Annotated in this window: 9 protein-coding genes; 2 read left to right on the top strand and 7 right to left on the bottom strand. The window is 47.7% G+C overall.

The window, feature by feature from the left end:
- Positions 1-196 precede the first annotated feature (196 nt).
- Positions 197-1,219, bottom strand: coding sequence for an ABC transporter substrate-binding protein (locus MSMTP_RS17460; RefSeq protein ID WP_048182154.1), 1,023 nt, complete (start codon positions 1,217-1,219; stop codon positions 197-199).
- Positions 1,220-1,569: 350 nt separating this feature from the next.
- On the opposite strand from MSMTP_RS17460, the gene MSMTP_RS17455 reads away from it, so the two are divergent.
- Positions 1,570-2,091 (top strand): helix-turn-helix domain-containing protein, encoded by a 522-nt coding sequence (locus tag MSMTP_RS17455; RefSeq protein ID WP_048182151.1) that lies wholly within the window; start codon positions 1,570-1,572, stop codon positions 2,089-2,091.
- A gap of 403 nt (positions 2,092-2,494) precedes the next feature.
- Here MSMTP_RS17455 and MSMTP_RS17450 read toward each other — a convergent pair whose 3' ends face one another.
- From MSMTP_RS17450 to MSMTP_RS17430, 5 genes are all read right to left on the bottom strand, one after another.
- Positions 2,495-5,767: an S-layer protein domain-containing protein gene (locus MSMTP_RS17450; protein WP_048182148.1), complete on the bottom strand. Its 3,273-nt coding sequence runs from the start codon at positions 5,765-5,767 to the stop codon at positions 2,495-2,497.
- A 209-nt stretch (positions 5,768-5,976) separates the two neighbouring features.
- Entirely contained in the window at positions 5,977-7,098 is a 1,122-nt protein-coding gene (thiL, locus tag MSMTP_RS17445) for a thiamine-phosphate kinase (protein WP_369799610.1), read from the bottom strand.
- Positions 7,099-7,777: 679 nt separating this feature from the next.
- Positions 7,778-8,548, bottom strand: a complete 771-nt coding sequence (locus MSMTP_RS17440) for an anaerobic ribonucleoside-triphosphate reductase activating protein (RefSeq protein WP_048182145.1) — start codon at positions 8,546-8,548, stop codon at positions 7,778-7,780.
- A gap of 61 nt (positions 8,549-8,609) precedes the next feature.
- Complete coding sequence (gene nrdD / locus MSMTP_RS17435) at positions 8,610-10,937, bottom strand: anaerobic ribonucleoside-triphosphate reductase (protein WP_082090679.1); 2,328 nt, start codon at positions 10,935-10,937, stop codon at positions 8,610-8,612.
- A gap of 34 nt (positions 10,938-10,971) precedes the next feature.
- On the bottom strand, positions 10,972-11,223 hold the full coding sequence (locus MSMTP_RS17430; RefSeq protein ID WP_048182139.1) for a glutaredoxin domain-containing protein: 252 nt from the start codon (positions 11,221-11,223) through the stop codon (positions 10,972-10,974).
- A 588-nt stretch (positions 11,224-11,811) separates the two neighbouring features.
- On the opposite strand from MSMTP_RS17430, the gene radB reads away from it, so the two are divergent.
- Positions 11,812-12,537: a DNA repair and recombination protein RadB gene (gene radB, locus MSMTP_RS17425; protein WP_048182136.1), complete on the top strand. Its 726-nt coding sequence runs from the start codon at positions 11,812-11,814 to the stop codon at positions 12,535-12,537.
- A gap of 222 nt (positions 12,538-12,759) precedes the next feature.
- Here radB and MSMTP_RS17420 read toward each other — a convergent pair whose 3' ends face one another.
- Positions 12,760-13,863 (bottom strand): inositol-3-phosphate synthase, encoded by a 1,104-nt coding sequence (locus tag MSMTP_RS17420; protein ID WP_048182134.1) that lies wholly within the window; start codon positions 13,861-13,863, stop codon positions 12,760-12,762.
- Positions 13,864-14,037: the final 174 nt, after the last annotated feature.

The raw sequence follows: 14,037 nt of genomic DNA, 5'->3' as shown, positions 1-14,037 counted from the left end.
AATTTTAACCTTCTAGCTTCTCTATTCCGAAAAGTAATCCCGAATCTGAAATTTTCTTTCTAGAAAGGGGTTTTCGTCCTTCAAATCTTTTCTTCATTAAAAATGAGGCTAAGCTGCCCCTATATGAGGGACAGCTGTTTTTATCAGTTTTTATCAATTTTCGTAGCTTTTTTTGTTTTTCCTGTGAACTCCGGCATTATTCTTCCTGTGAAGCTGCTTCATAGAAGCTTGTATCGAAGATTTCCTCTTTTGTCAGGGGTTTCTGGATGTACCCGAGTTCGTACTGGACCTGGGTGTACTGGACAGTTGAATTTGCGATCAGTTCGGGGTCAGCGATCCAGGCGCCGTCCCAGTCGGCAAGGGACTTTTCCACCTTTTCAACTTCCCAGCCGGTCTTGTCGGCGAAGATCTGGGCGGCTTCGTCCACATTGTTCTTGTTGTACTCGGTTGCTTTGATGTGGGTTGCGACAATCTGTTCAACGAGTTCGGGGTGTCCCCTGATCAGCTCCCCGCTTGCCACGAGCACGCAGCAGGCGTGGTTTGCCTGCATCTCTCCCGAGGCCACAACTGGGCGTCCGTTCCCTTCACTTTCAATGATTGCGGGTGCAGGGTGGGGCAGGAAGACGGCATCTACACTCCCTGCGGAAATGGCACTGATGGCTTCTCCCGGGCCCATGGCCTTAATATCTACGTCCGTATCAGGGTCAAGCCCGTTTTCCTGAAGCCAGTTGCGGAGCAGGGTGTCCTGGATGGTTCCCGGAGGGAAAGTAGCGATGCTGAGCCCTTCCAGGTCCTGGGGGGTCTCATACTCGAATTCGGGGCGAAGAACTAGGTCTGAACCCTGGATCTGGACTGCAGCAATAATCTTTGCGTCAAGCCCCTGGCTAAGCGCAGTGATTACTGGAGCTGCTCCAACATAAGCCACGTCCAGGTCCCCGGCGAGCATGGCCTGCATTTCAGGAGCACCCGTCGGGAATTCGTATTCGTTGATCTTTTCCACTCCGAAAGGAGCCAGGTCTTCTTCCCACCAGCCCTTTTCCATGGCTGTCATGTACGCAACCTGGTGTGTGCTTGGCTGGTATCCGAAGTTCAGTTCCGTAACTGCAGGGGCTTCTTCTGCGTCCTCTTCAGCTCCGCCTTCCTCATCGGATACGCAGCCGGACACGAAAGCAGATGCAACGAGCAATAATGTAAGGATCAATACGCCTAATTTTTTCAAAATCTCACCTCAATAATTTTCCACTATCTAACACTCTCAATAAGGGTTTCAGTCTCAATAAGGGTTTCACAGTAAAGGTTTATGACTAAGGTTTATAAGCTGGTAGACGGATTTTTCATCGGAAAATCCCGGTCAAAATTGGTAAACCTGGAGTAATAAAGGGGTATATTCTTCTATGTGTTATTATTCGTTGAAATTTACTATATATACTTTCTCAAATGCCCCCGGATTATAACCCATATGTATTAATATATCTGATTATATTTCTCATTTTGGAAGAAAATCACTAAAAAGTGTAAATTCTTTAATATCATCCAAGTTTTTTTATCCAGTATCCCAGGAGCGTTTCCATGAATGTTGCAGACAAGGTTATTAAAGCTGCATTTGAATCCGACGAAGTATTTCAAAAAACTCTTTCCACTGTAATTAAGGAAGATCTGAACCTCACTGCTGTTGATTTTGCCAAGCATGCAAATATCCCCCCAAGCACCCTCTACAAGATCCTTTCAGGGAACAGGGACCCGAACATAAAGACCCTGCGCCAGATAGTGAAGACTATCCGGGAAATCAAGGAATCCGATAGTGGAGAATTTATCGCGGTCATCGCTGCCCGCTCGGTGCTCGATAACATAGTGGAGACAAAGAAAAAGATCGCAGGCAGGCTGGTGACTATCAGGGAGTACTCGGCAACTTCCATGGAAGAGGCAATTATTGCAGCCGTACATGCTGAAAGGGATGGGGCCAAGGCCCTTGTCTGCGCTCCCATCGTAAGCCCCACGGTAGAAAAGATTCTGAACATCCCGGTCACAACCATCATCCCAAAAGGCAGTCTGATAGACGCAATCGAGCTTGCCATGAAGAAAATGGAATGACGTATTTTCCGGACTTATCAGGCAGGAAACTTATCAGGCAGGAATTTTCCCCGAACATTTCATTAAAAATTCAGCAGGGAATTTTTCCTGAAAGCTTTTTTAAAAACCGTCATTGGAAACGTTGTTGAAACCTTCTATTGAAAACTTTTATTGAAAACGTTGTTGAAACCTTCTATTGAAAACTTTTATTGAAAACGTTGTTGAAACCTTCTATTGAAAACGTTGTTGAAACCTTCTATTGAAAACTTTTATTGAAAACGTTGTTGAAACCTTCTATTGAAAACGTTGTTGAAAACTTTTATTGAAAAAGAGGGGACAAATTTTAAAAAAGAGGTAAGTCCCGCGTCTTCAATATTAACGCGGGTACTTGAAATTTGTTTTTACTTTTTTGATGTTTCGGGCTTTACTTCCTTGGTTTTACGGAATCGAGAAGTTCCTGTACTTTCTCCTGTACCATTGCAACGGTCCAGCCGCCTTTTGTGAACATGTAGGCAGCTCCTCCGGCGATTGCCAGGATCAGGGCTCCAAGGCCGTAGAGAAGGCCAGAACTCTTTTCGAGTACCGTGTAGGTGCCGGTTTCTCCGCCAACCTTAGCCGTGTAGGTACCGGGCACTTCTTCTGCGTGTTTGAAGGTAACGGTGGTGCCTTCCCCTATGCCAAGGGAAATAGTCTGGGAGCCGGCAACCGTTCCGTTCACAACAAGCTCCACATTGGTGTCTCCTGCGGCGTTGCCCGTGTTTTCAACATCTACTGAGATGGTAGCCTCTTTTTCAGCTCTTACCTCAAGCGGGTCGATCACCAGGTTGGAGTATACGAAGATTGCTTCAAGCTCCCTTACCTTCACGTTTGTGCTCTCGTCCAGATATCCCTTCTTGGTAGCACTGACCTTGATCGTACCGGGTTCGTCGGTGGAGTAGGTGACGGTTCCGTCCTCGTCGGTCTCTTCCAGGAACTCGCCGTCAATGGCGATTTCTGCGTCCTCAACCGGGTCTCCTCCGATTGCCTCGAGGACCTCGATGGTCATCGTGTCTCCTACATAGACCGTCTTCGGTGAGACACTGACGGTCATCTGGATCTTTGGCTCAATGATTTCGATGTTCGTGTTTGCGGTGGTGTACCCGTCCTTTTCGGCGGTGACCTTGTAGGTGCCTGCGTCGTCGCTGTAAGTGACCTCCCCGTCCTCGTCAGTCTTGCCCACAGTTTTTCCGTCGACCTTTACGGTCACGTCTTCAACTTCGTCTTCGCCGGCGGTCACTTCGATCGTGAATTCCTCGCCCTCAATGATTTCGTCAGGCACATCGATTCTGAGTTCCCTACTGGCTCCACCGTCGGTTTCGATCTCAACGAAGGGATAGAACCTGACAGTGCTGTCATCGGCGGTCTTGAAATTGACCTCTCCCATGATTTCAATTGTCTCATCTTCATCAAGGTTGATGTCGTCATCGTTTTTCATCGTGATGCCGCTTTCTCCGATGCTTGAGACTTCCATCTCTCCGAAGTTGTCGTCACTTTCGATTTCAAGGTAGTCGTCAGAAATCTGGAAGATACCCTCCACGAACACGGCATTGGTTTCAGCACCCGCAAAGACGTTTGAGAAGTGGACAATGATCAGGGGTATGTCTTCGGCATCGCCAAGTTCGGTTTCGTAGACATAATCCTCGTTTGACTCGACAAAGGCGTCGTCAACCGCATCTCCGTCCTTTTCGAGCTGGACCCAGACGACCTCTCCGTTAATATCAACTTCCTGGATGTTCAGGGCATAGCCTTCTTCAAGGATCAGGGCTGAGCCAGAGTACATGGACTCTTTGTCATCAGTGTCAGTCAAGACTTTGCAGAGGATGTTGTCCGAGAGGAGGCTCACATCCAGATCTTCGTCTCCAACAGTGGTTTTTTCGTCTCCCTCGTCAATGTATCCTGCGAAGTATTTCTCTGCCATGAAGCCGATTACCTGGAAATAGCCCCATTGATCATGTTCGAACTCTACAGGTTGCGGGTTTGACTCGTAGACCAGTTTATTGTCCGGGATTTCCCTGCCGCTAAGCTCTTCTATCCTCAGCTCTTCGGTCCCGATTCCTTCGTCAATGTTGTAATAGAAACCTTCAAAGTTGTAAGGGTCCCAGGTCAGGATGGGGTCATCATCCTCTGCGTCATAGACTGTTCCGCGCAGCTCATATGTGCCGGGTTCTGAGATGTCCACGTAGGGGGCAAAACGCAGGGTGTCGTCGTCATCGGCTACCTGGATCAGGATCTTACCCATTAGTTCGATGGTGTCGCCGGCGTCGAGGCTAACGTCATCTTCATTTTTCATTGTAATTCCGGAGCTGGACGCGGTCTTTATTTCCATTTCTCCGAAACTGTCTCCTTCCTCGATTTCGACGTAGTTGTCCGAGATCTGGAAGATTCCTTCTATGAATACGGCAGATGTTTCCTGCCCGGCAAAAACGGTTCCTATGTGGGCAATGATTATGGGCACGTCATCCGCATCCCCGAGGTCAGCTTCATAAACGTAATCATCGTTAGAGGAAAGGAAATCGTCATCCACGACGTCTCCGTCCTTTTCGAGCTGGATCCAGACAGTGTCCCCATTAACATCAACTTCCACAATGTTCAGGGCATATCCGTCTTCAAGGATAAAGGAAGAACCGGAGTAAGCGGACTCTTTGTCATCAGTGTCAGTGAGCACTTTGGCAAGCACGCCTTCCTTGATCAGGCTTTCGTCCAGGCTTTCCCCCTCTATAGTCGTGTTTTCATTATACCCTGCAAAGTACTTCTCTGCCATGAAACCGATTACCTGGTAAGATCCCCAGTTATTGTATTCAAAATCAGTTTCCATAGGCTCCGTGGAGTATTCGATAGCCTCCTCGTTTATACTGTCGTCTATACCTGTGATGGTCAAAGTTTCCGAGTATTCCCCATCGTCAAGGTCATAGAAGAAGCCTGAATAACTCAGGGCGTCCCAGGTATAGGTGGTGGACATGCCTTCTTCCCATATCCTGTTGCCTGAGTAGTATCCTTTGCGGACAACGTCGACGATCCAGGATTGTGATACGCTATCTCCCTCATCGGAGGTGGCAGTTGCTGTTATTGTATATTCGTCAATCTCTTCTCCTGCTTCAAACTCATCATATTCAGAGTATGTAACATCTGTGACTTCGTCTACGGAATTGCCATCCACGAACCATTCAATTGTACAGTTCTGGTTGACGGTAATGTTGAAGTCGAATGTACTGTTGGAAGAGCTTTCAGTTACTGTTTTTATTAAATCTCCATCATCTTCTTCTTCCCAGTTATCTTCACCTTTGTCCGGGTAGAAGTCTGTGATTTCCAGATCTTCTTTTTCTTCACCTACTATTGTCCATTGAATGAAGACGTCATCTTCAGGACTTCTGTTTACAACTGCTTTGATGACTTCCTCGCTTAGTTTGACAGTATATTCATAGACAGCTTTGAAGGTGCCTGAATCCGTTTCTTTTTCGTCCCCGTCAACATACCATGTGACGTTTCCTTCTTCTGTTAGTGTAACGTTGAATTCCTGTGTTTCACCAACGTTTTTTGTAATAGTTTCACTGTCGTCGGGATTAGATTCTAATACGTTTGGAACCGCAAATGCGGTTCCGCAAAGTAACCCCAGCATTAAAATTGCTGCAAGTATCTTCATTTTTTTATGGCTTTTCATGTGCGAACCTTCTGAACCTTGTGTAAAAATTGTAATTTCTGTGTATTCTGTGTAAACTTCGGTGTAAATTTAATATTAATCTAGTTGGATTTCTTTCGACTTCGCTTGATAATTTGTAGGTTTATCAGCCAATGTTTTTAATGTTATCTTTATAATCTTGAATTTTGTATTATTTCCGCTTAATGTTTATTTTCATGGGGGTGGGCTGGTCAATTGTTTTCGGCTTTTAGTTGCTGGTATCCGCGGCGTTTCACGGGAACGGTGCTTCCGTCGGGACGTTCAAGCCGAATCCCCTTTTCGTATTCCGTGCATTCTCCTATGATGCTTAACTTACATATATTTTGTACTTTTTTAAGCCGTTCGGGATTGATTGTGAAAAGGAGTTCGAAATCCCCGCCTGTGTAAAGGGCAAGTTCCAGCAATTTTTCAGGGCCGTTTTTGGAAGTTGAGGCAAAGTCCCGGACTTCCTGGAGGGTTGGGAGGGAGTTTTCCCGGATTTTGAATCCTATTCGACCTGCCTGTGCAAGGTCGTGGAGGGACATGGCAAGGCCGTCGCTGGTGTCCATCATGGAGGTGACGGAACCTGAGGCTGCCAGTTTCTGCGCCTCTTTCGTGCGGGGTACGGGTTCAAGCAGGCTTTTGATCAGGGTTTCGCTTGCCTTTTTTTTATTTCCCTGTTCATTTTTCTGTTCACCTGTCGGGCTATTATTTTGTTCACCAGCCTTTTCAAGCCCCCTCTGTTTCGACTGGAGAACCTCAAGGGCTGCCCCGGCAGATCCGGCATAGCCGGTCACGCATACAAGGTCTCCGGGTTTTGCCCCGCTTCTTCGGAGCAGCTGGTTTTTCTTCATCCGGCCAAGTACAGTCCCCGTGATGGTAAGTTCTTCGTGGGTATCGATATCGCCTCCTATCACGGTAGTTTCGCAAAATTCGGCGCAGGCACGAATGCCTTTCGCAAGCTCTTCAACAAAGCTTATTTCGGTCTCAGCCGGCATGCCGATTGCTGTCAGGATTCCCAGGGGTTTTGCGCCCATGGCTGCAATGTCGCTGAAGTTTACAGCGGCGGACATCCAGCCCATCTGCCAGGGGCTCATCCCCTCAGGAAAATCCGTTGTCCTGTGGAGCATATCGGTACTGATGACCAGGCAGTCTTCCCCGCCAAGGTCAAGGACGGCGCAGTCATCGCTCCCGGCCCCTTCCAGGACCTCTTTTCCTGCAGGAGATTTGAAAATTTCAGTTAGACGGGTAATCAGGGCACGTTCCCCGATAGAAGAGACTTTTTTCGAGTTCATGATAACAGGGTCGTAAAGGGTTTTTAGTTTTGTAGTCAAGTAAATGTGGGGGGATAGGATAAGCATAGGGGTTGATATAGCCCGGACTAAAAGCTAAAATGGACTGAGTTTCTATTGCTTATGTAATTTTTGTAACTGCAAGGGTTACACGAAAAATTTTATGGGATTTCCAGTTATCACTGTTACAGTACCGTTTATCGGCTACAGGTATAAGACTTTTGTAAACTTCAAATTGGTTTGAACCTTAAACTCTAATTCTTTAAAAATAGATGAGGAAAACTTCGAGTTTGGGCTAAAAAACTGTAGAATCTTATTAAACTGGGTAAAATCTTTTTATAGTCCCGGATGTAAATACTTACACTTACTTTATAACCACGGAAGACACGGAAAGCACGGAAGGATTGTGCCCCTATTTCCTTTATTCCGTGTTTTCCGTGGTTGAAATTTCACTTGAGATCGGTGAAGGAATTTGGGTTTTTGACTATAATTTGGTAGAATCTTATTAAACTGGGTAAAATCTTTTTAATTTACATTTTGGAAAGGCCGTCCGCCTCGCTCCGCTCTGCGGTCGGTGAGAGTCCCGGGACTCGATATCTAAAGCAAAAAAGGTATTCGGGGATTTGAAATCCTCACGCAAAGGGATTTGGGGGATTGAAATCCTCACGAAGGAGGATCAAACTTCCTCTCCTTAAACTTCTTCTCCTTAAATTTCCTCTCCTTAAACTTCCTCTTCCCCTTCTTCCGTTGTCCGGATTCTTACATTTTCCAGGAATTGCTTCGCCACTTTCCCGAGTTCAAGCATTTCTTCCCTGTCAAGGAACTGGATTTCCCGGAGGCTTTCCCGCATGCTGTGTTCGGAAATGCCCTGCTGGAGCACGTAGCTGACTTCCCGGTTTTTAACGTTTTCAGAAATCCAGGCAGCTATCCGGGCGACCTCTTCTTTGCTTCCGATAAAGTCCCGGATAAGAGTTGTCCGGAGTTCCAGTCCGGAGGTTCCGGAAGCTGCGAGCTCGATTGTTTTTGCAACTGCTGTTGCAATTTCTGCCGGGCTTTTCCTGACAGCTTCGTATTCTCCCCAGCCCACGACTTTCCCGTAAAGTTCGGGGTCATTCGGGGGGGCTTTCACATCAATGAAGAACTTGTCGACCAGTCCTTTTTCGAGCAGCTCGGCAGCCCTTTCCGGATAATAACCGTTAGTGTGGATGCCCACAAAAAGCCCGAGTTCCTTTGCAAACCTTGCCAGGGGTACGATTGCCGCCTGCATAAGGGGCTCTCCTCCCGAAAACACGGCTGCGCTCACGAAGGGCCCGGACTTTTTGATCTGCTCCTGCACGAAACCGAGTTCTTTCAGGTCTGGCTCTTCAAGGTAGGAGTGGTTCTGGCAGTAGGGGCAGCGAAGGGGGCAGCCCCGGAAAAAGACGGTGACTGCGGCTTTTCCCGTCCAGTCCATGGTGGAGAGGGAAAGCGTATTTGCGTAGTTTACTTTCATAGCAGCTATCGTTCCTTGCCGTTTTTTTTCTGGTACTAAAAAAGAAGGGGTTAAAAAAACCTCACTGGAGGTTCCTTGTCCCATAGCGTTTCCTGTCCAGGAGTTCTTGCTGTTTTCCCTTGTTCCAGCCGTCTACGGGCTGGAGGTACCCTGTGATCCTCGAGAGGTGTTCCACATTCTCCGAGCCGCACTTCGGGCATTTGTCCAGGAGGCCTGAGGCTACATAGCCACCGTCCGTGCAGACCGTCATGTCCCGCGTGAAGGCAAAGTAACCTGTCTGGGTGTTCTTTGCGATGTGCATTGCAAGTTCCTGCAGGCCGTCAGGGTCAGGGTTGCCTTCCCCGAGCCAGATGTGCATGATATTTCCGCCGTCCACGACCGGGAAGAAAGTGTGCTCGTAGTTGATCCGGTCCACCAGGGAAATGTCAGCGCCCGGCGGGATATGGGTCCCGTTCGTATAGTAGATGGGCAGGTCATGGGTTTCGTGGATTTCATGCATTGCAGCGTCCAGGTTTCCCTTGATAGTGAGCTCGGCTTTGTCTGCGTACTCTTTGTGGAGCATGTCCGAAACCGCAAAGCGCTGGGCTGTGGTTTCCGCAGGGGTCCTTGCAAGGGCGATTTCCATGCCTGTTTCCTCTGAGAGTTTCTGGGCATACATTTTCATCTCAAACATCGCCCTGATCGCAAGCTTGTACGCGGCAGGAGATTCGTGCATCTGATACCCGGTGTGGTACTGGACCATCTCGTTGATCCCGACAACCCCGATTGTATATACAAGGCTGTCGAAGTCCACCGCCATGGCGCCTTTTTCTCCCGTGTTCGGGTCTTTCGGGCGCTGGGAAGCAAAGGGTATCCTGTTCATTTTTATGAGGCTATTCATCCATCTCCGCTTGATCTTGAAAACTTCAATGGCTTTGTTCATCAGAAACTTCAGCTCATTGAAGAGTTTTTCATCGTCCTGCTCGGCTTTGTAAGCTGCCCTGGGACAGTTAAGGCTCATTACCATCCAGGAACCCATGGAAAAGTGTTTCCCGTCCTCGAAATAGAGCTTGTTATTGAATTCCTCATCATCGGTGGGGTTTGAGGAAAACTGGTAGGCACAGCACTGGTAACATGAAATGCCTTCTCCTGCTCCCCTGTATTCCGGAAGCTGGTTGTCAAAGTACGGGGTTCCGAATTTGGCAGCCAGTTCGAAGGTCATTCTGTAAAGTTCTTTATATGTCGGAAGGTCAGGGTGTTCCCTGTTGAATTCCTCGTCTTCTTCCATGAAGTCCGGCTCAAGGGAGATTTCGGGTTTCGGGAAGCTGAAAGGTTTGCCCCAGGCATCCCCTTCGAGCATGACATCCATGATGGCCTTGAAGCCAAGGCGTACTTCCTTTTCAAGCTCCCCGTAGGTCCGCAGAGCTGCCTGTTTCCCGTTCCAGACCTTGCCCATAGCAACTACAGGCTTGTCTTTCCAGAGTTTGGGAATGCCGGGGGACAGCTGTACGGAGGAAAATACGGTTTGTCCACCCCGGGCGCACATCATCTGCATCATCTCGTAGACGAACATCTGCATGAGCTGCTTGATTTCCTTGTAGGACTTGCCTTCAAGGTAAGGTGCCAGAAATGTCAGGAAGTTGTAAAAACCCTGCCCGCCTGCAAAGTTCGTCTGGGCCGAGCCCATGGCTTTCACCGCGTGGAGGAACGCAACTTCGGCATTCTTTGCGGGTTTTGCCACACTTGACTGGGTCCCTACCCCGTCGGGCATGAGCCCGTAGTAGAAGAAGTAGCGGAGGTCCCAGTCCTGGCAAAATGGCCTTGTCCCCATGTATTCAAGGTCGTGGATATGGAAGTCCCCGTTCAGGTGCAGGTCGGCAAGTTCCTTTGGCATGAGCAGGAGGTTCTGTTCCTTGGACATCTTGTCGGCTTTTTTCTTGTGGGAGGTTTCGGCATTGTTGAGCTGGTTGGCGTTGTCGTTTGCCTCAAAACCGTATCCCGTATCAATTTCATATGCATCATAGACCGAGGCCCCGACCCTGGTCATGATATTCCTCCACTCCACATGTCCCCTCTCAAGGAGAATTGTGTTCACTATTTCCCGGATCAGGGGGCCTGAGAGGAACTTTGCGTTCATCCTGCGGATGATTCTTTCAGCCTCTTTTGCGATATCGACAGCTTCTTCTTTCGTGATCGCGGGCTTGTTGTAAAAGATCTCGCTGAGTTTTGTTTCTTTCAGGAGCTGGTTCACAATGATGTTCCGGTCCCAGTTAACTATAAAACCGTCTGTTGTCCTGACCTTCGGGAGTGAGGGAAGGGACAGCCCGTCAAGCGTTTTTTGCACGGGCTGGTTGTCGGAGAGCTGGCCATCGGAGAGCTGGCCATCTGATAAGAGAGTGTCGCCTGTCATTTTACTCATCTTCACTTGCTGTTTTCAGGGACCCTTAAAGGATGCCCTGGAATTTTTCCGGATTCACTTCATCACCGTTGAATATTTCTCCATGGGTTAAGAAGGTGTCATCGACCTGTAAAACAGGTGCTGTTACCGTAAATACCCCATTGAAGCGCAGTTCGGTGAGGGCTTCCGGGGTGGACATATCCGCGACTTCGAAGTCCACTGAATTTGTTTTCAAAAACTGTTTTAACTTGTTGCACTTCGGGCAGCGTTCTGTTGTGTAGACTACTATTTTTGACATGCTTCCTGACCCTCTCTACATTTCTATTTATTGTATTTCTCCATACATATTCTATTTATTTATGGTGTGTGGGGGGTGAGCGTCCGGATGCAAAGTGCATCGCAGTAACAAAACAAAGCCCCACCCGAGTTGCCGTTCCTGAGCTGACTCTCAAGCTATATCTTGCAAATTTCCGTGTCCGCAATATAGGGACATGGAGAGCAGTTTTAGGAAGGCGACCCCATTTGATCTCGTTTTTCTCATTTTCTGGAATGGATGTTTTCAACTTTTCGTGTAGATATTCTAAATGTTCTGGAGCTTAATAACGCTTTTTCATTCCAGTTCTGTATACAACTAATACTAGTTTGTTACCATCTCTGGTCACAAATTAGGTGAACTACGTTTTTCAGTATTTTCCAATTTACTGATTCTTCAGTTTATCAGTTCTTAACTTATCAGTTTTTCCACATTTTATTATTACTTCAACATATTCGCTGTTTTGTTCAGGCTTTCCGGGTTTCGAGTTTCTGGACCCTTTTACTTATTCAACTTTTCGCCCCCTCTTCTCTGGGGGACATCACACTTCATAAAAAACCTAATTACAAAAAAATGTTATATCATTTGTCTGTTATACCCTCTGTCAAGTGTAAAAAGAGGTGTCATCCCATAGAAAAATTACTGCCTTCCGGCTGCAAACCCCTGGACAAACTCCTTGGAGGAGGTTTTGAAAAAGGAATCGTAACCCAGATTTTCGGGGTTGCAGGAAGCGGAAAAACAAACGTCTGCATCCAGCTTGCCGTAGAATGTGTAAAGCAGGGGCAAAAGGTCATTTTCATCGATACTGAAGGGCTTTCTTCTTCCCGTTTCAAGCAGATTGCCGGGGAAAATGCAAAGGAAATTGCAAAAAAAATCATAATCTACGAGCCTCTGAACTTTGAAGAGCAGTATTCGGCAGTAAGAGAAGTGGAAAAGATAGCCGGTGAGAACATAGGGCTTGTTATCCTGGACTCTGCTACAGCTTACTACAGGTTCGAACTTGAGGATGACGAAAAGAGCCTGAAAAGTCGCCGGGAACTGGCAAGCCAGATCGGTTTCCTCCACGCCCTGGCCCGGAAATTCGGCTTTACCGCGGTCATAACTAACCAGGTTTATTCCGACATCAGCACCGGCGGAGTGCGTCCCCTGGGCGGCACTTCAATGGAACACATCTCAAAGACCATCCTCCAGCTCGAACGCACTGGCGAGGGGAAAAGGCGCGCCATCCTCTTCAAACACCGCTCCCGCCCCGAAGGTTCCACCTGCTTGTTCACGATTACGGCGGACGGGCTCCGGTGATCGATTCTCCGTTGTAGGTTCTCTGTGATAGGTTCTTTTTGTGGAAACCAACGAAAAAGTAGTGGTTTAAAGAAAAAGTAGTGATGTAAGAAATCCGTAAATCCGTAAAACCTTTAAAAAAGTATAAAGTTTCCCGGAAACTTCCGGGATTTCCGGCTTCAAAAGCTGTTTTTAAAAGTCTATTTCTGCTCAGAGTTTTTCTTCCTTTTCTTTGCCCTCTCTTTAGCGTTCCCTGCTTCCGGCTATGAATTCTTCGGTCCGGCTGTAGGCTTCACCGTCCGGGTACTGGATTGCGGGGTGTTTCATGAAGTAGGAGGCTGGAGAATAGAGCACGCCGCCGATTCCCCGGTCCAGGGCAAGTTTGCAGCAGCGGATGGCGTCGATGACCACACCTGCGGAGTTCGGAGAGTCTTCCACCGAAAGCCGAAGTTCCAGGTTCATGGGAACGTCCCCGAAGAGCTTTCCTTCCATCCTGAGGAAGCAGACTTTGTTGTCTTTCTGCCAGGGCACGTAGTCGCTCGGGCCGATGTGGATATTTTCTTCCTCGAGTTTTTGGGAGAGCACGGACTGGACTGCTTCGGTTTTCGATTCCCTTTTGGAAGCCAGACGATCCTGGTTGAGCATGTTAAGGAAGTCGGTATTTCCTCCCGTATTAAGCTGGTAGGTCCGGTCGAGTTTTACCCCGCGCTTTTCAAAGAGGTCTGCCAGGATCCTGTGGGTAATGGTTGCCCCGAGCTGGGCTTTGATATCGTCTCCTATGATGGGGAGCTTCTTTTCTTCAAAACGCTTTGCCCAGGCCTCGTTGCTTGCGATGAAGACCGGCATGTTGTTTATGAAACCGATCCCTGCTTCCAGGGCGCATTCGGCATAGAAGCGGACGGCTTTTTCGGATCCCACCGGAAGGTAGTTAAGGAGCATCTCGGCGCCCGAACTTTTCAGTTCCTCCACAATCTCTTCTTTTGTGGAGTCAGGCTCTTTTGCGGGCACAAAGGTGTACTTTTCATCATAGTTTTTCATATGGCCCGAGACTCCGTCAAGGAGTTTTCCCATTTTAACCTTTACACCCATGGCCGGAATCTCAGGACAAAAAACCGTCGTGCAGTTTGGAGGAGCGAAGATAGCTTCTGATACATCTTTTCCCACCTTCCGGGCGTCGATGTCAAAAGCGGCCACAACTTCAATATCGCCGGGCCTGTACCCCCCCAGTTCCCGGTGCATCAACCCGATAGGTTCACGCATCTTATCGTTTTTGTAGTACTCAATACCCTGTATCAGGGAGCTTGCACAGTTTCCGATCCCTGTGATAGCTATTTTTATCTTTTTCATACAAGTTTACTCTCCGGTGAACACCCTGCTTATCTTAATTTGTTTGAAGTTGAATTTAGTTGAATTGAATTAGCTGAATTGAATTTATTTGAGTTGGATTAGTTGAATTTTAAGTCTTGTCTTATTTAGATCGTCACTCTATAAATTAATTCATACAAACTTTCCCTGAATATC

Origin of the sequence: Methanosarcina sp. MTP4 (assembly GCF_000970045.1) — an archaeon.
Lineage (GTDB): Archaea > Halobacteriota > Methanosarcinia > Methanosarcinales > Methanosarcinaceae > MTP4.
Note: the sequence above shows the minus strand (reverse complement) of the source record. Positions and strands in the feature narration are given on the sequence as shown.

What these genes read in the sequence shown, in the direction of transcription:
- MSMTP_RS17455 (WP_048182151.1), top strand. Translation starts at nt 1,570, where the DNA reads ATGAATGTTGCAGACAAGGTTATTAAAGCTGCATTTGAATCCGACGAA.
- MSMTP_RS17450 (WP_048182148.1), bottom strand. Translation starts at nt 5,767, where the DNA reads ATGAAAAGCCATAAAAAAATGAAGATACTTGCAGCAATTTTAATGCTG.
- MSMTP_RS17440 (WP_048182145.1), bottom strand. Translation starts at nt 8,548, where the DNA reads ATGAAAGTAAACTACGCAAATACGCTTTCCCTCTCCACCATGGACTGG.
- nrdD (WP_082090679.1), bottom strand. Translation starts at nt 10,937, where the DNA reads ATGACAGGCGACACTCTCTTATCAGATGGCCAGCTCTCCGATGGCCAG.
- MSMTP_RS17430 (WP_048182139.1), bottom strand. Translation starts at nt 11,223, where the DNA reads ATGTCAAAAATAGTAGTCTACACAACAGAACGCTGCCCGAAGTGCAAC.
- radB (WP_048182136.1), top strand. Translation starts at nt 11,812, where the DNA reads ATGTTATATCATTTGTCTGTTATACCCTCTGTCAAGTGTAAAAAGAGG.
- MSMTP_RS17420 (WP_048182134.1), bottom strand. Translation starts at nt 13,863, where the DNA reads ATGAAAAAGATAAAAATAGCTATCACAGGGATCGGAAACTGTGCAAGC.